Below are 18,829 nucleotides of genomic sequence, written 5' to 3'. Positions count from 1 at the left end.
CAGCGACTTCAGTCGTGCTGGCTCCACAGGCTGCGGTAGAGCAGGCCGCCGACGAGGCCGCCGACAATCGGCACCACCCAGAAGAACCACAGTTGGTCGACCGCCCAGCCGCCTTGGTAGAACGCCACGCCGGTCGAGCGCGCCGGGTTCACCGAGGTGTTGGTGACCGGGATGCTGACGAGGTGGATTAAGGTCAACGCCAGACCGATGGTGAGGCCGAAGAAGCCGGCGGACGCGTGCTTGTCGGTGGAACCCATGATGATCAGCACGAAAAACCCGCTGAGCACGAACTCGCACAGCGCTGCCGCGCCCATCGAGTAGCCGCCCGGCGAATGCGCGCCATAGCCATTGGAGGCGAAGTTGCCGACCTCGAAGCCGGGCTTGCCGGAGGCAATGCCGTACAGCACCAGTCCGGCGAGTACGCCGCCGACTACCTGCGCGATGACGTATGGAGCCACTTCCTTCCACGGAAAACGGCCGCCGGCCGCGAGGCCGAACGACACGGCCGGATTGATGTGGCAGCCGGAGATGTGGCCGATCATGTAGCACATCGTGAGCTGCGTGAGGCCGAAGGCGAGGGCGACGCCCACGAAGCCAATGCCAAGTTGTGGAAAGCCGGCGGAAATCACCGCTGCGCCACAGCCACCGAGAACCAGCCAGAAGGTGCCGAATGCTTCGGCCGCCATGCGTTTGCCGAGATTCATCGAATGCTCCTTTCGTGTTGAGTGGTTTGCACGGTGTCGTCGACCACCCAGGAAGCAGCCCGTTGCCACGCGCTCCCCACCTGCATTGCCGCCGGCACGCCGCGAGCTTAAGCCGAGTAACATCGTGGTGCACCGCAGCAGTGCGGACGTCATCATCAAGGGGAAGGAAATGGGCGACTCGGGGGCGGTCATGCCGGCAAGCCGGCAGCGACTGGATCGCAACGACATCCGCACGCTGGTGCTGTCTGCGCTAGGTGGCACGCTGGAGTTCTACGACTTCGTCGTGTTCGTGTTTTTCGCCATCCCGCTCGGACACCTGTTCTTTCCGCCGGATACCCCGCCGTGGCTGGCGCAGTTGCAGGTGTTCGGCATCTTTGCCGCGGGGTATCTCGCGCGCCCGCTGGGCGGCATCGTGATGGCGCACTACGGCGACACCTCCGGGCGCAAGCGCATGTTCATGCTCAGCGTTTTCCTGATGGCGCTGCCCACGCTCGCCATCGGGTTGTTGCCGGTGTACGCGCAGATCGGCGCGCTGGCGCCGGTGCTGTTGCTGGGTCTGCGCGTGGTGCAGGGCATCGCGGTGGGCGGCGAGGTGCCGGGCGCGTGGGTGTTCGTGGCCGAGCACGCGCCGCGCGGACGCACGGGTTTTGCCTGCGCCAGCCTCACCTCGGGGCTCACCGCCGGCATCCTGCTCGGTTCGCTGGCGGCGGCCGCGATCAATGCGCATTTCAGCCACGCGGAACTCCTGGCCTGGGGCTGGCGCCTGCCGTTCATCGCCGGCGGCGTGTTCGGTTTCTTCGCGGTGTGGCTGCGCCACTGGCTGGCGGAGACCCCGGTGTTCGAGGCCATGCGCGCACGCAAGCAATTGGCGCGCGGGTTGCCGCTGGCGCTGGTGCTGCGCGACCACCGCGGTGCGATCGCGCTGTCCATGCTGGTCACGTGGATGCTCACCGCGGCCATCGTGGTGGTGATCCTGATGGCGCCGGTGCTGGTGCAGTCCACCTTCCACCTGCCGGCCACGCGGGCGTTTGCCGGCAACGCCGTGGCGTCGCTCGCGCTTGCCGCCGGTTGTCTTGCGTTTGGACGGCTGACCGATCGCGTGGGCAGCGCGTGGTCGCTGCTGGTCGGCGCGGCGGCGCTTGCGCTTTCCACGTGGTGGCTGTTCGTCGACCTGCGCGCGGGCGGCGCACACTTCCTGCCGCTGTACGCGCTGGCGGGGTTCTGCGTGGGCGTGGTCGGCGTGGTGCCGGTGGTGATGGTGGAGGCGTTTCCGCCGGCAATCCGGTTTTCCGGCCTGTCGTTTTCCTACAACATCGCCTATGCGCTGTTCGGCGGCTTCACGCCGCCGCTGGTCGGGCTTCTGGTGCGCGGTTTTGGGCCGCTGGCACCAGCGCATTATGTGGCAGTGACCGCACTGGTCGGTGCCGGCGTGGCCGCGTGGCTCCTCGCGCGCGGGCGCCAGGTTCAGAACTCCAGTTCCTGCACCGCGCAGAGGTAGTCCACCATTGGCGCGACGTGGCGGAAGCAGTCAACCAGCCATGGCAGGAGCTCGGCGGAGCAGGCGAACACCTCGTCGAAATCGGCGCCGGCAACGAACTCCTTGCGTTTCAGATCATCGATCAGCTCGTGCTCGGGCGGAAACCCGCGTGGCGGGCGCTTCAAGGTTTCGCCGCGCAGGGTGAGATGACTCGTGAACGCCTTGCTGCGCGTGGCGCGCTTCCACGCGGTCGGGTTGTCCGCAAGAAACTCGCGGATGTGATGTAACACGTCGGGCTCGGGATTCCACAGCCCGCCGCCGGCCCAGCAATGGTCGGGTTCAAGGTTCATGAAAAAGCCGGGGGCGACGATTTCGTGCCGGCGCTCGTGGAAGAATCGCGCACCTTGCCAGGTCTTGTACGGCATTTTGTTGTGCGAGTAGCGGGTGTCGCGAAAATAACGGTAGAGCGAACCGCCGGCCTTGCGCGGGTCGGCGCGAAAATGCGGGCTGATTTTCGCCAACGGCTGCTGCAGGTCGGTGATGAGCGCGAGGTAGGGCTCGCGTACATGGCGCTCGTAGTCGTCCTTGTGCGCGGTGAACCATTCGCGGTTGTTGTGCTTGGCCAGCGTGCGCCAGAAGCGGAACGCGGCCGGGGTGAAATAAGCGTGGTGCGGCATGGGGCCTCGGTTCAAAGGGTGTCGTGCAGCGTTTCGCCCCACGCCTGCAACTGGTCGAGGATGGCCAGTTTGTCGGCGCGCACGGGGTCGGCGCGCAGCGCGGCGAGGGTGGCAAAGTAATCGTCGAAAGTGAGCGTGGTGAGCGGCGTGGCGCGGGTGAGGCGGTTGCGGCGGAATGTCTTCCAGCGTGCGTCGTCCGTGGCGTTGAGCGTTTCCGGCCAGTTGCGCGCACGGTAACGGAACAGCAACTCGGCGTAGCGGTGGTCGCGGAAGGGAAAGACGCGGCTCGCAAGCTCGCTGGGCGGCGTGCTGCGCACGTCGCGCAGCAGGCGCTTGTCGGCATCGGGCAGGAAGCCGTCGTAGAGCGCAAGCTCGGCATCTGCGGCCGGTGGGATGCTTGCGGCATGGGCGAACACACGGGCAACTTTCGCGGCCAGACCATCGGTGGCAGCCAGCACATCGCGGTGGGCAAGACAGCGTTCGGGATCGAGTTGCAGTCGCGCAAGGTCGGCGCCTTTCAGCGCCGACAGCGGCGCGATCGCCGGTGAGCGGTTGGCGCGCAGCGTGCGCAGCGGCACGCGCTCGATGTCTTCGGGCAGGTCGGCACGCGCGGTGAACACGCGGTCGGCAATGTCGTCTTCGTCCAGATCGAGCCACGCGCGTGGGTCGCTGGCAAGATCGCACACGATGATTTCGCCGGGGCGTGCGGGATGCATCGCGATCGGCGCGATCAACGTCAGGCAATGGCGGGATGCCGGGTAGCGCGAGGAAACGTGCACCAGCGGCGTCATCTGCGCCACGTCGATCAGCCCGAACACGCGCTGCTTGCGGCGCAGCGCGTAATGCCAATCCCACAGCCTTGGCTGGCGTGTGCGCAGCAGGCGCGCCAGGTCGATCAAGGCGTGCACGTCGGAGAGCGCGTCGTGCGCGTGCTCTTGTTGCAGGTGGTTGGCGCGCGCCAGATGCTCGAGCTTGAAGCTTGGGCTGCCATCGTCGCGCAGCGGCCAATGGATGCCTTCCGGGCGCAGCGCCTCGCACATGCGCACCAGGTCGATCAGATCCCAGCGCGAGTTGCCGTTTTCCCACTCGCGCCCGTAGGGCTCGAAAAAGTTGCGGTACAGCAACTGGCGCGTCACCTCGTCGTCGAAACGCAGCGAGTTGTAGCCGACGCCGCAGGTGCCCGGTTCGGCCAGCGCCGCGTGCACCTGCGCCGCAAAATCGGCTTCGCATACGCCTTCGCGCGCGGCCTGCTGCGGGGTGATGCCGGTAATGAGGCAGGCTTCCGGCTGCGGCAGGCAGTCCCGCGGTGGCTGCGCGAACACCATCACCGGGTTGCCGACCATTTCCAGCTCGGTGGTGGTGCGGATACCGGCAAACTGCACCGGGCGGTCGCGCCGCGGGTCGGCACCGAAGGTTTCGTAATCGTGCCAGAAGAAGGTTTGCATCGGGCGATGATCGCATGCGGGGCTGGTAAACTGCGCTCCTCACAAGGAGCGATCATGAGCCAAGCGAACGATGAGAACTTGATCTGGATCGATCTGGAAATGACCGGTCTCGATACGGATCGCGACTCGATCCTGGAGATCGCCACCATCGTCACCGACAAGGAACTCACGGTGCTGGCCGAGGGGCCGGTGTTCGCCATCCGCCACACGCTGGACGCGCTGGACGCGATGGACAGCTGGAACCGCAACCAGCACGGCAAATCCGGCTTGTGGGAGCGGGTGCTGACCGCGTCCGCCGATCATGCCGAGGCCGAGCAGGCGACGCTGGCGTTCCTGCAACAATGGGTGCCGGCCGGCAAGTCGCCGATGTGCGGCAATTCCATTTGCCAGGATCGCCGGTTCCTGCATCGCCAGATGCCGCGTCTCGAACACTTTTTCCATTACCGCAACCTGGATGTCTCCACGCTCAAGGAGTTGGCGAAGCGCTGGGTGCCGGAGATCGCCAAGGGCTTCGGCAAAGAGGCGGCACACACGGCGCTGTCCGATATCCACGACTCGATTTCGGAGCTGCGCTACTACCGGCGCTTCATGGGCGCGCTGGGCGGGCAGGATCACGCATGAACACGCTCGATGCCATGTTGGCGCCAACCTTGGATTGCGCCGGCCGCGTGCTGGTGTTCGACCGCCCGCGCATTGCCGGCATCGTCAACGTCACGCCCGATTCGTTTTCCGACGGCGGGTTGTATGCGGATACCGCGCACGCGGTCGAGCATGGTCTGCAGCTGGCCGCCGAAGGCGCCGACATGCTCGACGTCGGCGGCGAATCCACTCGTCCCGGTGCGGCCGATGTGCCGGTGGAAGAGGAGTTGCGCCGGGTGGTCCCGGTGATCGAGCAACTCGCGCGGCAAACCACGCTGCCGATTGCCGTCGATACGTACAAACCGGAAGTAATGCGCGCGGCGGTGGCGGCTGGCGCCGGCATGGTCAACGACGTGTATGCGCTGCGCCGCGACGGTGCGCTCGATGTGGTGGCGAGCCTTGGCGTGGCGGTGTGCCTGATGCATATGCAGGGCGAACCACGCGGCATGCAGGCGGCCCCGCATTACGACGACGTCGTCGGCGAGGTGCACCGGTTCCTGGCCGATCGTTTGCTGGCGTGCGAGCTGGCCGGCATCGATCGGCGCAAGGTCATGCTCGATCCGGGTTTCGGCTTTGGCAAGGATCTCGAACACAACCTGGCCCTGCTGCGTGCGCTGGAACGCTTTGCCGACCTCGGCGGCGGCGTGTATGTGGGCCTCTCCCGCAAGTCGATGCTGGGCGAACTCACTGGCCGCAAGGTGCCGGTGGAGCGGGTTGCCGCGTCGACTGCGGTGGCGTTGATCGCAGTGCAGCGTGGCGCACGCCTGGTGCGCGTACACGACGTTGCGGCCACCGTCGACGTACTCGCGGTGTGGCGCAGCGTCCACGCCGGCGATGCGGCGCCCGTGCGCGATGCACGACCGCCTGCGCCGCGCTGGCCGGACGACGATTGAGAGCGGAACAGCACCGCGCGGGGCAGGGCATCCATTCGGGAGACGGCGGCACATGGCGCAGCGCAAGTACTTCGGCACCGACGGCATTCGCGGCAGGGTTGGCACCTGGCCGATCAACGCGGAGTTCATGCTGCGCCTCGGGCGCGCTGCCGGTGCGGTGCTCAAGCGCCAGGGCAGTGCGCGGCGCGGCGTGCTGATCGGCAAGGACACCCGCGTCTCCGGCTACATGTTCGAGGCGGCACTCGAGGCCGGCCTGGTCTCGGCCGGGGTCGACGTGCGCATGCTCGGACCGATCCCCACGCCGGCGATCGCATTCCTCACGCGCTCGTTGCGCGCGGAGGCCGGCATCGTCATCAGCGCCTCGCACAACCCGCACTACGACAACGGTATCAAGTTCTTTTCCGCGCAGGGCGAAAAGCTCAGCGACGAAATGGAGGACGCGATCGAAGCGGAAATCGACGCCGCCTTTCTCACGGTGCCGTCCGAAGAGCTCGGCAAGGCCACCCGCATCGCCGATGCCACCACCCGCTACATCGAATTCTGCAAGGCCACCGTGCCGGAGGATTTCAACCTCACCGGCATGAAGATCGTGCTCGATTGCGCCAACGGTGCCACCTACCAGGTGGCACCCAAGGTGTTTGCCGAGCTCGGCGCCGAGGTGATCGCGCTTGGCAACCAGCCCGACGGCTTCAACATCAACCGCAATATTGGTTCGACCCACCCGGAAACCCTGCAGCGCACGGTGGTCGAGCAGCACGCCGACCTGGGTGTTGCCTTCGACGGTGACGGTGACCGCGTGCAGCTGGTGGATCGCCACGGCGTGCTCGCCGATGGCGACGATCTGCTTTACGTCATCGCCCGGGCATGGAAGGCGCGCGGGTTGCTCAAAGGGCCGGTGGTCGGCACCTTGATGAGCAATTACGGGCTCGAACTCGCGTTGCAGGCACTGGATGTTCCGCTGGTGCGCGCCAACGTCGGCGACCGCTATGTGCTGCAACAACTCAAGGAACACCACGGTGTGCTTGGCGGCGAAACCTCGGGCCACATTCTGTGTCTCGACCGGGTCACCACCGGTGACGGCATTTGTTCAGCGCTGGCCGTGCTTGAAGCGCTGGCCGGTGCGGACCTTGCCGAAGTGCGCAAGGGGCTGCACAAGCTCCCGCAGGTGATGATCAACGTACGCGCCGACGGAGCGCGCGCCTCGCTTACCAACGTGGCCGTGCGCGCCGCCCTGGCTGCCACGGAAACCACGCTGCGCGGTCGCGGCCGCGTGGTACTGCGTGCGTCCGGCACCGAGCCACTGGTGCGCGTCACGGTGGAAGGCGCCGATGCCGATGAGGTGCAGCGTTTGGCGCAAGGCCTTGCCGACGTCGTAAAATCGGCCGCAGAACGCTCGTGAACCGGCTGGCGCTGCGCGCCTGATCCGGTCGCCGTGGAGTGGCCCGACATGACCCGCCCCTGCGGTGGCGGGGCACCCATCGACCGCAGGTTTACCGGGGCAGCCATCCATGAACAGCGTTCCTACCCTCGATATCCGTCGTTACGAAACTGACCGTGAGGCGTTCGTCGCCGAACTTGGCGCGGCCTACCGGGAATTCGGGTTCTGCTGCATCCGTGGCCATGGCATTTCCGCGGCATTGATCGACAGCGCGTACGACGCGTTCCGCCAATTCTTTGCGCTGCCGGCGCAAACCAAAATGAAGTACCACCTGCCCGGTGTCGGCGGTGCGCGCGGCTACACGCCGTTCAAGGTGGAAACCGCGAAGGACAGTCGCTACCCCGACTTGAAAGAGTTCTGGCATGTCGGTCGCGAGCTGCCGCCCGGCTCGAAGTTTGCTGCCTTGATGCCGCCGAACCTGTGGCCACTCGAAGTGCCGACATTCCGACCCAGCGCGAGCGCGCTCTATCAGGCGCTGGATGCACTCGGCACGCGCGTGCTGCGCGCTTTGGCACTGCATATCCATTTGCCCGAGCACTACTTCGACGACAAGACTGACCAGGGCAATTCGATCCTGCGCCCGATCCACTACCCGCCGATCGTCGACGGCGACGCACCCAACGTGCGCTCCGGGGCGCACGAGGACATCAACTTCATCACGCTGCTGGTTGGCGCCAGCGCCGCCGGTCTTGAGGTGTTGACGCGCGAAGGCAAGTGGCTGCCGATCACCACCGAGGGTGATGCCATCGTGGTCAACATTGGCGACATGCTGCAGCGGCTCACCAACCATGTGTACCCGTCCACCACCCACCGCGTGGTGAACCCGCAAGGCGCGAGCGCGCGCGAGCCGCGTTATTCGGTGCCGTTCTTCCTGCACCCCAATCCCAACGTGGTACTCGACCCGCTGCCCGAATGCATTACGCCCGACAACCCGCGCCGCTACGACACCTCGATCACCGCGCATGCGTATCTGCAGCAGCGCCTGCGCGAAATCAAATTGATGTAGGCCGGGATTCGGGATTTGCGCGGTTGTCGTGGGGCGGGCATCGTCCGGACTGGGCGCCTGTTGTTCACGCCATCCAGAAAAACACCGCCGTCATGCGTTTGCTCTCGATCCCGTCGAAACCCGCGTAGGCGTTGGCGCTGTGGATCAGGTTGGCCTTGTACACCAAGAGGCGGTTGAAGCGGTGGGCGACGCGCACGTCGACCGCAAACGCGTTGGGCTGCACGAAGCGGTTGCCCAGTGCGTCGACGAGGTTGCGGTGCGGCGGCAGCACGATGTTGCCGCCCAACCGGCCATCGCCCAGTCGTTGACGGAAAAAACTGGTGCCGCAGTTGTCCGATACCTGCGGGTTGAGGTACAGCACGCCGGCGTAGCGGCACAGGTCGAGCGAGTCGGTATGCGGCTTTACCGTGCCTTCGACCGCACCCACCACCTGGACGCAGTTGTGGTTGAGTCGCGCGCCGTCTTCCGCAGTGGCGACCCACAGCTTTTTGGCGCCGGTGGCCGCACGCACCTTGTCTTCGACGATGGTCAGCTCCGCGGTCGACAAGGCCGGCAGCGCGCGCATGCCAGGCCAAACCTCGGCGGTGGTCGGGTAGCCGTACACCCAATCCTCGCGCGCGAGGCAGCGTTCGCGTAGTGCCAGCGGCTCGGGCAAGGCGTCGTCGAACACCCAGTAATCGCGCCCGAGGCTTGGCTTGCGATACGGCAGCGGGCGCATCTGGGTCGGGAACAAACTCATGGCTGGGCTCCATCGGCGCTGCGGTAACGCTTGGCTTCGCGAGCCGAAAGCCGAAAGGCGAGGCGATCAGGTAGTAGCTTGAACACGGTCTTGATGACGCGGTTCACTCGGCCAGACACATGCACCGGGGCGCCGCGTTCGACCGCCGCGATGCCTTCGCGTGCGACGGCTTCGGCGGTTTGCCACGCGAAACCCGGCAAGCGGTTCATCACCGTGCGAGTGCCGGTGACGTCGTGGAACTCCGTTCGGGTGAAGCCCGGGCACAGTGCGCACACGTTGACGCCGTGCCCGCGGTTTTCCAGCGCCAACCCTTCCGAAAACTTGATCAACATCGCCTTGGCCGGCGCGTACAGGGTATGGCCGGCAGTACCGGGCACGAGGCCGGCGAGCGAGGCGACGTTGACGATGCGCCCGTAACCGCGCTCGCGCATGCCGGGAAGCAGGCGCCACGCGAGCTCGATCGGTGCCGTCACCAGCACCTGCAGGAACTGCGCGTGGATCGGCCAGGCGTTGGCAATGAAACCGCCCGGCACACCGTAACCGGCGTTGTTGATCAGCCAATCCACGTGCAAGCCGCGCTCCAGCAACGCTTCGTGCAGGTGTTGCGGCGCAGCGTCCGTGCTCAAATCGACCGGCAGGACAGTGGGCGTACAGCCGTATTGCTGGTGCAATCGCGCTGCCAGCGCGTGCATCCGGTCGGCGCGGCGCGCGGTCAGCACGAGGTCGTGGCCGCGCGCCGCCAGAGCTTCCGCAAAAGCGGCACCAATACCGGACGAAGCCCCTGTCACCAGGCTCAGTGGATGCTCGGGAATCATCATTGCTCCATGAGGACCGGTGCCCGGCATTCGCACACTGCAGTGCGGCAGACACCGTTGTCAGTTTGCCGCGCATCACGCGCGGCACCTAGAATTTACGCCTTGTTTCGGGGAAACATCGTTGAATCATGCGAAAAAAAATCGTTGCGGCCAATTGGAAAATGTACGGCAGCAGGGCCATGGCGAAGTCGCTGTGCACGGCGATTGTCGCGGCCAACCCGACGCACTGTGATGTATTGATCTGCCCACCCGACCCGTATCTTTCCGACGTGGCCGACCTGTGCGGCGTGGCGGGCGTCGGTGTCGGCGGTCAGAACCTCAGCGAGCATATCGAGCCAGGCGCCTATACCGGCGAGGTGTCCGCCGCGATGCTGGCCGACTGTGGCGCGCACTGGGTATTGGTAGGTCATTCCGAGCGGCGCCATTACCACGCCGAAAGCAATGAGCTCGTTGCCCGCAAGTTTGCCGCAGCGCTGGCCGGGGGGCTCACGCCGGTGCTGTGCGTCGGCGAAAAACTCGCGCAACGCCAGGCGGGTGAAACCGATGCGGTCATTGCCGACCAGGTGGGCGCGGTGCTGGACATCTGCGGCATCGGCGCGTTCGAGGCCGGCATGATCGCTTACGAGCCAGTGTGGGCCATCGGCACCGGGCATGCCGCCACACCGCAACAAGTGCAGCACGTCCACGCCTTCATCCGTAGCCAACTCGAAAAAGAAGATGCTAGAATTGCCCGTCTGACCCGGCTGCTTTACGGCGGCAGCGTCAAGGCGGCCAATGCCGCCGAATTGTTTGCACAACCGGACGTGGATGGCGGGCTCATCGGTGGGGCCTCGTTGGTCGCCTCCGACTTCCTTGAAATCTGCGCAGCGGCCCGCTAGGCGTCACAGGCTCAATCACTGTCATGTTTGTCATTTTCAGCGTGTTTTACATCCTGGTTGGCGCGGCCATGACCGTGTTGATCCTGCTGCAAAACGGTGAAGGTGCGAACGCCGGCTCCGGCTTCGGTGGCGGTGCTTCGGCCACAGTGTTCGGTGCCCGCGGCTCGGCCAATTTCCTGACCCGGGCCACCGGAGTGCTCGGCGCCATCTTCTTCGCGCTCAGCCTTGGCATGGGCATGTACCTGCACAGCCACGGCGCACAGCAAAATGCCAACGCCAGTCTTGGCGTCATGGCCGGTGTCGGGCAAACCCAGAAGGCGCCCGTCAAGCCGGTGCCAAAGCCGGCCGCACCAGCCAACCCGGAAGTTCCGGCGGCAACCCCGGCCAGCAATACGGCAATACCCGCGGCGCCAGCAACCAACCAGCAACAATCCGGCGTGCCGGCAGCCCCGGCCCCGCAGAAGCAGCACTGATCAGACAAGCCCAGGTGGCGGAATTGGTAGACGCACTACCTTGAGGTGGTAGCGCCGAGAGGCGTGGGGGTTCGAGTCCCCCCTTGGGCACCATTTGAGCATCACGCAATACCCCGCGATACCCCTAAAGCCCCGATTCTTGGGGCTTTTCCTTTGCGTGGAGTTTTGGATCGGCACACCGTAAACGGCACGGTTATTGCAGATTTGCCACGGGTTGGCGGTAACTTTGGCGGTCACCGATACGATTCGCGGTAACTCTGGTTGCCAAGGCGCCTAGATTCGCCGTTCCATCGTGGTAAACGCCTGGCCCGATGATCGGTGTTTTCTGCCACGACAGTTGTGTGCCCTGCAGGCCAGCGTTGGCTGTGCGGAGCAGTATCAACCAGGCGTACGGATCAGGACCTCCAACCAGACCATCGTTTGTTGTTTCTGCCTGCCATCGCAACAAGGGCGATGCCGTGGGCTACAGCCTTCACGTCGTGCTGGTGCGGTCGCGTTTTTCGCGCAGCTCGGGCAGGGGGGTGCCGTGCACGACGAACCACACGTTTTCGGCGATGTTGGTGGCGTGGTCGCCGATGCGTTCGATGTTTTTTGCCATGAACAGCAGGTGCGTGCACGGTGTGATGTGGCGCGGGTCTTCCATCATGTAGGTGAGCAATTGGCGGAAGTAGCCGGTCCAGGCGTCGTCGAGCTGGGTGTCGTCCAGCCACACCTGTCGGGCCAGCGTGGCGTCGTGGTCGCGCCAGGCATCGAGCACCTTGCGGACTGCGATGGTGGCCAGTTTGGCGAGGTGTGCCAGTCCCCCGGTGGGGGCGATCGGTGCGTATTGCGACAACGGGATGGAACGCTTGGCCACGTTGGCCGCGTAATCGCCGATGCGTTCGATGTCGGAGGCGATGCGTAGCGCCGCAAACACGTTGCGCAGGTCTCCTGCCATCGGTGCCCGCAGCGCCAGCAGGCGCACCACGTCCTGACCGATTTCCTGCTCCAGCCGGTCGATGGCGTCGTCGTCGTCCACCACCTGTTGCGCCAGCACCGTGTCACGGCGTGCCAGTGCGTCCATGGCGGCATCCAGTTGGTGGATGGCCAATTCGCCCATGCGCACCAGTTCGCCGGTGAGCCGGGTGAGTTCGGTGTCGTAGCTTTTGATGAGGTGGTTGGGCATGGGGCAGGGAATCGAAAATGGAAATGGAAACTGGACGAGCGGTGTTGTGTGTGGATGAAAGCTTAGAGCAGGTGAAACGGCCAGGGTTCACGGAAATCTGCGTTATCCCGAATCCCGGCTCTCAGCCATACCTTCCGGTGATGTAATCCTCGGTCTGCTTTTTCGCCGGTTGGGTGAAGATCTTTTCCGTGTGGTCGAACTCGATCAGCTCGCCCAGGTACATGAAGGCAGTACGGTCGGAGATACGGGCGGCTTGCTGCATGTTGTGGGTGACGATGACGATGGTGTAATCGCCCTTGAGCTCATCCACCAGCTGCTCGATCCGGCCGGTGGCGATCGGATCGAGCGCGGAGGTGGGCTCGTCGAGCAGCAGTACCTCGGGCTTGAGCGCGATGCCACGGGCAATGCACAGGCGCTGCTGCTGGCCGCCGGAGAGGCCGAGGGCGCTCGCCTTGAGCTTGTCTTTCACCTCGTCCCACAGCGCGGCACGGCGCAGTGCCTGTTCGACGCGGTCGGCCATGTCGGTTTTGCCGAGCCGTTCGTGGTGGCGGATACCCCATGCGACGTTCTCGAAGATGGTCATCGGGAACGGCACCGGCTTCTGGAACACCATGCCGACCTTGCTGCGCAAGCGGTTGAGCGGGTAGTGCGCATCCAGGATGTTGTCGCCGTCCAGCAGCACCTCGCCGCTGGCGCGCAAGCCGGGGTAGATCGCGTAGATGCGGTTGAACACGCGCAACAAGGTGGACTTGCCGCAGCCGGACGGCCCGATGATGGCGGTGACTTCGCGCGCCGGAACATCCAGGTTGATGCCCTTGAGTGCGTGGTGGTCGTGGTAGTGGAAATCGAGGCCGCGCGCGGCAAGCTTGGCCGGCGTGGGAGTGGGGTCAGTCATGACGAACCTTGTGGCTGGAAAACAGCAGGCGGGTGACGAGGCTGGTCGCCAGCACCGCGAGCGCGATCAGCAACGCGCCAGCCCACGCGATGGCGTGCAGCGCGGGGTCGGGGTCGTTGGTGTACTGGTAGATCGCCACCGGCACGCTGGCCATCTTGTCCAATGGATTCAGCACCATATAGTTGTTACCGAACGCGGTGAACAGCAATGGCGCGGTTTCGCCGGCGAGCCGGGCAAGCGCCAGCAGCACGCCGGTGACGATGCCCGAGGTGGAAGCCCGCATCAGGATCTGCACCGTCACCTTCCATTGCGGGATGCCGAGCGACAGCGCTGCCTCGCGCAGGGTGCTGGGCACGAGTTTGAGCATCTCGTCGGTGGTGCGCACGATCACCGGCAGGCCGATCAGTGCCAGTGCGAGGGCACCGGCCACGCCCGAGAACGACACGGCGCCGTTGGTGAGGCGCGACATCGGCAGCACCACGATGACGTACACGAACAAGCCCAGAACGATGGACGGCGCGGAGAGCAGGATGTCGTTCAAGAACCGGATGGTGGTGCCGAGTCGACTGCGGTTTGCGTATTCAGCGAGGAAGGTGCCTGCCAGCACGCCGATCGGTGCGCAGACGGCCAGCGCCAACGCGTCCATGATGAGGCTGCCGACGATCGCGTTCGCCAGCCCGCCCTGATCCGCATAGGCGGTGATGCGGGTAAACAGCCGTGGCCCGAACGCGGAGATTCCGTTGGACAGGGTCACCCACAAAATCCAGCCGAGAAACGCCAGCCCCAGCGCGGTGGCGAGCCCGGCAAAGCCGAGCGCGACGAGGTTGGTCAACCGGCGACGCAGATATGGCGTACGGGTCATCGCTCACCCTCCCGGCGGGCGAGTTGGCGCAGCATCAGGCGGGCGATGAGCAGCACCACGAACGTCACCACGAACAGCAGGAAACCCAGCGCGATCAGTGCCGATCGATGCATGCCCACCGCCTCGTTGAATTCGTTGGCGATGGACGAGGAAATCGAGGTGCCCGGCATCAACAGCGAGCCGGTAATGAGGTAGGAGTTGCCGAGCACGAAGGTCACCGCCATGGTCTCGCCCAGCGCACGCCCCAGGCCGAGGAATACGCCGCCGATCACCGCCGAGCGGGTGTACGGCAGCACGATGTGCCACATCACCTCCCAAGTGGTGGATCCCAGCGCATAGGCCGACTCCTTGAGCCGTACCGGCACGGTCTGAAACACCTCGCGCATCACCGCGGCAATGAACGGCAGGATCATCACCGCCAGCACGATGCCGGAGGTCAGGAGGCCGAGGCCGAGCGGTGGGCCGTCGAACAGCCCGCCGACCAGCGGCAAGCGGCCAAGGCTGGCGGACAGCGCCGGCTCAATGCTGGCCATGAATGGCACGAACACGAACAGGCCCCACATGCCGTAGATGATCGACGGGATGCTGGCCAGGAGGTCGATGGCGGTGGCCACCGGCGCGCGCAGCCAGTGTGGCGCCAGTTCGGTCAGAAACAACGCGATGCCGAAGCTGACCGGCACGGCCAGCAGCAGCGCAATGGACGAGGTCACCAGCGTGCCGTAGATCGGCGCCAGCGCGCCGTAGTCATCGGCGACCGGGTTCCAGGTGTCGTTGGTGAGGAAACGGAAGCCGTCGTGGAACAGCACTTCGCGCCCGCCCCAGAAGGTGGCAAGTGCTGCGCCGAGCAGGGCGGCAAGCACCAGCAGGGCACAGGTTTTCAGCAGGCGGCGGAACCACGTGTCGTGGCGCGCATCACGGCGGCTACGGTAGTCGGTGGTGGCAACCGTAGGTGGATTGTCAAAACGGGAAGACATCAAGACGCTTCGATCAGGTCGCGGGGCGGGTGGTTGGTACAAGCAGAATAAATCCCGGCCCACCGGAACCGCATGGCGGTTGTGGGCCAAGATTTATCGTGACACAAAGCGTGGCATGTCGGGCCAAAACCTGACCCGCATGCGTCCCCGTCACTGCTTGAGCTCGGCCTTCCAGTAGCTCTCAATCTGCCCGACCAGGGATGGCGGCAGCGGCACGTAATCGAGCGCGCTGGCAGCGGGCTGACCGTGTTCGTAGGCCCATTTGAAGAAATCGAGCACGACCTTGCTGTTGGCGGCGTTCTTCGGCTTTTTGTACACGATCACCCAGGAAGTGGCAGTGATCGGCCAGGCTTCCGCGCCCGGGGCATTGGTCATCAAGAGGTCGAAGTTTTTCGCGCTCGCCCAGTCGGCGGTGGCAGCGGCAGCCTGGAAACTGGCGGCCTTCGGCTCCACCACCTTGCCCGCGGCATTCTTCATCCGCGCGTAGGCAATGTGGTTCTTCACCGCATAGGCGTACTCGACGTAGCCGATCGCATTGGGGATCTGCCGCACGTACGCCGACACGCCTTCGTTGCCCTTGCCGCCGATACCGACCGGCCAGTTCACCGCGGTGCCTTCACCCACCTTGGCCTTCCATTCGGGACTGACTTTGGTGAGGTAGTTCGTGAGGTTGAAGCTGGTGCCCGAACCATCCGAGCGATGTACCACCGTGATCTTGGTGCCCGGCAGCTTGACGCCGGGGTTCAAAGCCACGATGGCAGGGGCGTTCCACTTGGCGATGCGGCCAAGGAAGATGTTGGCCAAGGTCGGGCCGTCCAACACCAGCTGACCGGGCGCCACGCCAGGCACGTTGAGCGCCGGCACGATGCCGCCAATCACGTCAGGGAATTGCCCAAGGCCGAATTTGGCCAGGGTGGCTGCGTCCAGCGGCATATCGCTGGCGCCGAAATCCACCGTGCCAGCCTTGATCTGGGCGATGCCGCCACCTGAGCCGATGGACTGGTAGTTGACGCGGTTGCCGGTCTTTTCAGCGTAACTGGCCGACCATTTGGAGATGACCGGGTACACGAAGCTCGATCCGGCGCCGGTGACGTCGGTGGCCTGGGCAGAAATGCCGGTGAGCGCGAGCGAGACGAGAACGGCGAGCGCGCCGAAGCGCAGGGTGCGGCGGGGTGATTTCAACACGTTGGCTCCTGCTGGGGGCGGGGCAATGCCCGATGGATGCCATTGCAGCGTCTGCGTGTTGCACAGTGATGAGAGGTTTGTGACAGCGAGGTGACACCCGCCGCGCGGGTTACAGCCTTTGTCCGACCTGGTCGCGTTCGAGCATCTCAAGCCGATGCCAGCGATTGGTGATGTCGCAGAACAGGGCCGCGGTGCGCTCGGCGTCATACAGCGCGGCATGCGCGGCGTGCGCATCGAAGTCGCGGCCAGACGCCTGCACCGCCTTGCTCAGCACGGTCTGGCCGTAGGCCAAGCCGGCCAGTGTCGCGGTGTCGAAACAGCTGAACGGGTGGAACGGGTTGCGCTTGTTGCCGGTGCGTTTCACCGCGGCATTGATGAAGCCGAGATCGAAATGCGCGTTGTGGCCGACCAGGACAGCGCGCTGGCACCCGTGGCTGCGGATCGCCACGCGCACCGGCTGGAACGCCTGCTCCAGTGCGATTCGTTCGTCCACGGCGCCGCGTAACGGGTTGTCCGGGTCGATCCCCGTGACTTCCAGCGCGCGCGGGTCAAGGTGGGCGCCCGGAAATGGCGCCACGTTGACGTGCACCGACGCATGCGGGTGCAGGAAACCCTCGCCGTCCATGGCCAGCAGCACGGCGCCGATCTCAAGCAAGGCGTCGTGTTCGGCATCGAAGCCGCCGGTTTCGACGTCGACGACTACAGGGAGGAAACCGCGAAAGCGCCCGGCCAGGCGGCTGGCCATGCTGTGACTCGAAACATCCATCCACCAAGCATATCAGTCACGGCTTTGGACGCGCGGCGATCACTGGCCGAGAAAGTGCGATGCCGCCTTGTTGGCAACGCTTTCACACAGCTTCTTGGCGACCGTGCCCTTGAGGCTTGCGAGGTTGAAGCTTTGCCCGTCGCCGCCCTGCAGCATGCCGTTCAGGCCTTGCTGGTAGCCTGGATCCTGCTTGGCTTGCGCAGGCGCGCCAAGGCTGCCGAGCAGCTTGTTCTTGAGCGTATCGGTGGCGCTCGGCAGGTAGCCATGCGACTGGCAGTAACCGAGCACACCGGCAGCGTTCTGTGCCGTGCCGAGCGAAGAGAGGGACGGCATGGCGGTCGTCGTGGAGGTTTTTTGGCCGAGCAAATTGCCGGCGGCGCCCTTGAGTGAATCGAGGCTCTGCGCCGAGGCGACAGCGGCAAACGACAGCGTCACGACCAACAGCACGGTACGGGCAGGCAGGTGGAACATGGGGAATCTCCCGGGGCAGGAAACTCCCTTATACATCGCCTGCTGGTCGGGCCAAGCGTCGACCAGTCACGTTTCGGCTGGCGTCTTGTGCTTGTAGCGGCAGATGTCGCGAATGGGGCAATGCGGGCAATCCGGCTTGCGCGCCTTGCACACGTAGCGGCCGTGCAGAATCAACCAGTGGTGGGCGTCTTTCCGGAACTCGTCGGGGACGACCTTGAGCAGCTTGTCTTCCACTGCGCGTACGGTCTTGCCGGGTGCGAGGCCGGTGCGGTTGGCGACACGAAAAATATGCGTGTCGACCGCAATCGTCGGCTCGCCAAAGGCGACGTTGAGCACCACGTTCGCGGTCTTGCGCCCCACGCCGGGCAGTGCTTCGAGCGCTTCGCGCGTGCGCGGAACCTCTCCACTGCACTGCGCGATCAACCGCTCGCACAGGCCAATGACGTTTTTTGCCTTCGCGTTGTACAGGCCAATGGTATTGATATAGCGCTTGAGGCCATCCTCGCCGAGCGCAAGCATGGCCTGCGGGGTGTGCGCCACCGGGAACAGCTTGCGGGTGGCCTTGTTGACCCCGGTGTCGGTGGCCTGTGCGGAAAGCACCACGGCCACCAGCAGCTCGAACGGCGAGCCGTACTTGAGTTCCGGTTGTGGGTGCGGGTTCAGCTCGCGCAGGCGGGTGAACAGCTCGACGACTTCCTCGCGTTTCAGGGGCATGGCGTCAGCCCTGCTTCTTCGCGCGGGCGCGGGCCAGTGCGGCCAGCACCGGGTTTTCGGCGGTCAGTGCGGCATCCACTTCGGCCTTGCGCGCCGCAAGCTGGGCGGCGCGTTCAGCCTGCTCGCGTGCAAGCCGGGCTTCGCGCCGGATGAAGCGCTCGCGTGCCGCATCGGCATGCGGCTGGTCGATCTGCGTCTCGGGCATCGTCACCAGCTCGATGCAATCCACCGGGCAGGCGGCCACGCACAACTCGCAACCGGTGCAGTCATCGGCGAGCACGGTGTGCATCAGCTTGGGCGCGCCGACGATCGCATCGGTGGGACACACCTGGATGCACTTGGTGCAGCCGATGCAGTCGTGCTCGACGATGTGCGCCAGCATGCGCGGCTTTTCCACCCCGCGTGTGGTGTCGAGCGGAATTTCCGGCACGCCCAGCAGCGCGGCCAGTTTGCGAATACCGGCCTGACCACCGGGCGGGCAACGGTTGATCGGTGCCTCCCCACGCGCGATGGCCTCGGCGTACGGCCGACACCCGTGATACCCGCACTGCCCGCATTGGGTTTGCGGCAACAGCGCGTCGATCTGGTCGGCAAGTGATGACGTCATGACCGT

Annotated in this window: 21 protein-coding genes and 1 tRNA gene; 8 read left to right on the top strand and 14 right to left on the bottom strand. The window is 65.2% G+C overall.

Features of this window, described 5'->3' with window-relative positions; translation table 11 throughout:
• Positions 1-8: 8 nt before the first annotated feature.
• Positions 9-704, bottom strand: a complete 696-nt coding sequence (gene aqpZ, locus AC3WP6_RS09100; RefSeq protein WP_492627401.1) for an aquaporin Z — start codon at positions 702-704, stop codon at positions 9-11.
• Between the two features lie 190 nt (positions 705-894).
• Here aqpZ and AC3WP6_RS09095 point away from each other — a divergent pair, with 190 nt between their 5' ends.
• Positions 895-2,202, top strand: a complete 1,308-nt coding sequence (locus tag AC3WP6_RS09095; RefSeq protein WP_492628671.1) for an MFS transporter — start codon at positions 895-897, stop codon at positions 2,200-2,202.
• Here the strand turns inward: AC3WP6_RS09095 and AC3WP6_RS09090 are convergent.
• The gene (locus AC3WP6_RS09090) at positions 2,169-2,858 is read right to left on the bottom strand and encodes a DUF2461 domain-containing protein (RefSeq protein ID WP_492627400.1); all 690 of its coding nucleotides are present in this window, start codon (positions 2,856-2,858) and stop codon (positions 2,169-2,171) included. The two genes, AC3WP6_RS09095 and AC3WP6_RS09090, sit on opposite strands and share 34 nt — an antisense overlap.
• An 11-nt stretch (positions 2,859-2,869) precedes the next feature.
• Positions 2,870-4,303, bottom strand: coding sequence for an exodeoxyribonuclease I (gene sbcB / locus AC3WP6_RS09085; RefSeq protein WP_492627399.1), 1,434 nt, complete (start codon positions 4,301-4,303; stop codon positions 2,870-2,872).
• 54 nt (positions 4,304-4,357) lie between these two features.
• Here sbcB and orn point away from each other — a divergent pair, with 54 nt between their 5' ends.
• The 4 genes from orn to AC3WP6_RS09065 all read left to right on the top strand — a co-directional run bounded on the left by orn (position 4,358) and on the right by AC3WP6_RS09065 (position 8,279).
• Positions 4,358-4,924, top strand: coding sequence for an oligoribonuclease (gene orn / locus AC3WP6_RS09080; protein ID WP_492627398.1), 567 nt, complete (start codon positions 4,358-4,360; stop codon positions 4,922-4,924).
• The gene (folP, locus tag AC3WP6_RS09075) at positions 4,921-5,835 is read left to right on the top strand and encodes a dihydropteroate synthase (protein ID WP_492627397.1); all 915 of its coding nucleotides are present in this window, start codon (positions 4,921-4,923) and stop codon (positions 5,833-5,835) included. Before orn ends, folP begins: the two co-directional genes overlap by 4 nt.
• A 52-nt stretch (positions 5,836-5,887) precedes the next feature.
• Positions 5,888-7,234, top strand: coding sequence for a phosphoglucosamine mutase (glmM, locus tag AC3WP6_RS09070; protein ID WP_492627396.1), 1,347 nt, complete (start codon positions 5,888-5,890; stop codon positions 7,232-7,234).
• Between the two features lie 109 nt (positions 7,235-7,343).
• Positions 7,344-8,279 carry an isopenicillin N synthase family dioxygenase gene (locus tag AC3WP6_RS09065; RefSeq protein WP_492627395.1) on the top strand — a complete coding sequence of 312 codons (936 nt, stop codon included), beginning with the start codon at positions 7,344-7,346 and terminating at the stop codon, positions 8,277-8,279.
• Positions 8,280-8,343: 64 nt separating this feature from the next.
• Here the strand turns inward: AC3WP6_RS09065 and AC3WP6_RS09060 are convergent, their stop codons facing one another.
• Together AC3WP6_RS09060 and AC3WP6_RS09055 are read right to left on the bottom strand one after the other, a co-directional pair.
• Positions 8,344-9,018: a DUF6445 family protein gene (locus AC3WP6_RS09060; protein ID WP_492627394.1), complete on the bottom strand. Its 675-nt coding sequence runs from the start codon at positions 9,016-9,018 to the stop codon at positions 8,344-8,346.
• A complete protein-coding gene (locus tag AC3WP6_RS09055) occupies positions 9,015-9,833 on the bottom strand; it encodes an SDR family NAD(P)-dependent oxidoreductase (protein WP_492628670.1) in 819 nt (272 codons plus the stop codon). Before AC3WP6_RS09055 ends, AC3WP6_RS09060 begins: the two co-directional genes overlap by 4 nt.
• 128 nt (positions 9,834-9,961) lie before the next feature.
• On the opposite strand from AC3WP6_RS09055, the gene tpiA reads away from it, so the two are divergent.
• The 3 genes from tpiA to AC3WP6_RS09040 all read left to right on the top strand — a co-directional run bounded on the left by tpiA (position 9,962) and on the right by AC3WP6_RS09040 (position 11,277).
• Positions 9,962-10,711, top strand: a complete 750-nt coding sequence (tpiA, locus tag AC3WP6_RS09050) for a triose-phosphate isomerase (protein WP_492627393.1) — start codon at positions 9,962-9,964, stop codon at positions 10,709-10,711.
• A 23-nt stretch (positions 10,712-10,734) separates the two neighbouring features.
• Entirely contained in the window at positions 10,735-11,184 is a 450-nt protein-coding gene (gene secG, locus AC3WP6_RS09045; protein ID WP_492627392.1) for a preprotein translocase subunit SecG, read from the top strand.
• Between the two features lie 8 nt (positions 11,185-11,192).
• Positions 11,193-11,277: transfer RNA gene (locus AC3WP6_RS09040), tRNA-Leu, on the top strand.
• A 379-nt stretch (positions 11,278-11,656) separates the two neighbouring features.
• On the opposite strand, the gene phoU is transcribed toward AC3WP6_RS09040, so the two are convergent.
• The 9 genes from phoU to rsxB form a co-directional block, all read right to left on the bottom strand.
• The gene (gene phoU, locus AC3WP6_RS09035; protein ID WP_492627391.1) at positions 11,657-12,349 is read right to left on the bottom strand and encodes a phosphate signaling complex protein PhoU; all 693 of its coding nucleotides are present in this window, start codon (positions 12,347-12,349) and stop codon (positions 11,657-11,659) included.
• Positions 12,350-12,470: 121 nt separating this feature from the next.
• Positions 12,471-13,244: a phosphate ABC transporter ATP-binding protein PstB gene (gene pstB / locus AC3WP6_RS09030; RefSeq protein WP_492627390.1), complete on the bottom strand. Its 774-nt coding sequence runs from the start codon at positions 13,242-13,244 to the stop codon at positions 12,471-12,473.
• Complete coding sequence (gene pstA, locus AC3WP6_RS09025) at positions 13,237-14,106, bottom strand: phosphate ABC transporter permease PstA (RefSeq protein ID WP_492627389.1); 870 nt, start codon at positions 14,104-14,106, stop codon at positions 13,237-13,239. The genes pstB and pstA overlap by 8 nt, the downstream gene beginning before the upstream one ends.
• Positions 14,103-15,080, bottom strand: a complete 978-nt coding sequence (gene pstC / locus AC3WP6_RS09020) for a phosphate ABC transporter permease subunit PstC (protein WP_492627388.1) — start codon at positions 15,078-15,080, stop codon at positions 14,103-14,105. The genes pstA and pstC overlap by 4 nt, the downstream gene beginning before the upstream one ends.
• A gap of 150 nt (positions 15,081-15,230) precedes the next feature.
• Entirely contained in the window at positions 15,231-16,241 is a 1,011-nt protein-coding gene (gene pstS, locus AC3WP6_RS09015) for a phosphate ABC transporter substrate-binding protein PstS (RefSeq protein ID WP_492628669.1), read from the bottom strand.
• A gap of 133 nt (positions 16,242-16,374) precedes the next feature.
• Positions 16,375-17,031, bottom strand: coding sequence for a ribonuclease T (gene rnt, locus AC3WP6_RS09010; protein ID WP_492627387.1), 657 nt, complete (start codon positions 17,029-17,031; stop codon positions 16,375-16,377).
• A 39-nt stretch (positions 17,032-17,070) separates the two neighbouring features.
• Complete coding sequence (locus tag AC3WP6_RS09005; RefSeq protein WP_492627386.1) at positions 17,071-17,502, bottom strand: DUF2501 domain-containing protein; 432 nt, start codon at positions 17,500-17,502, stop codon at positions 17,071-17,073.
• A 66-nt stretch (positions 17,503-17,568) separates the two neighbouring features.
• Entirely contained in the window at positions 17,569-18,216 is a 648-nt protein-coding gene (gene nth, locus AC3WP6_RS09000) for an endonuclease III (RefSeq protein ID WP_492627385.1), read from the bottom strand.
• Between the two features lie 4 nt (positions 18,217-18,220).
• Positions 18,221-18,823, bottom strand: a complete 603-nt coding sequence (rsxB, locus tag AC3WP6_RS08995) for an electron transport complex subunit RsxB (RefSeq protein WP_492627384.1) — start codon at positions 18,821-18,823, stop codon at positions 18,221-18,223.
• Positions 18,824-18,829: the final 6 nt, after the last annotated feature.

Source organism: Rhodanobacter sp. FW106-HT46G03 (genome assembly GCF_058789895.1).
Note: the sequence above shows the minus strand (reverse complement) of the source record. Positions and strands in the feature narration are given on the sequence as shown.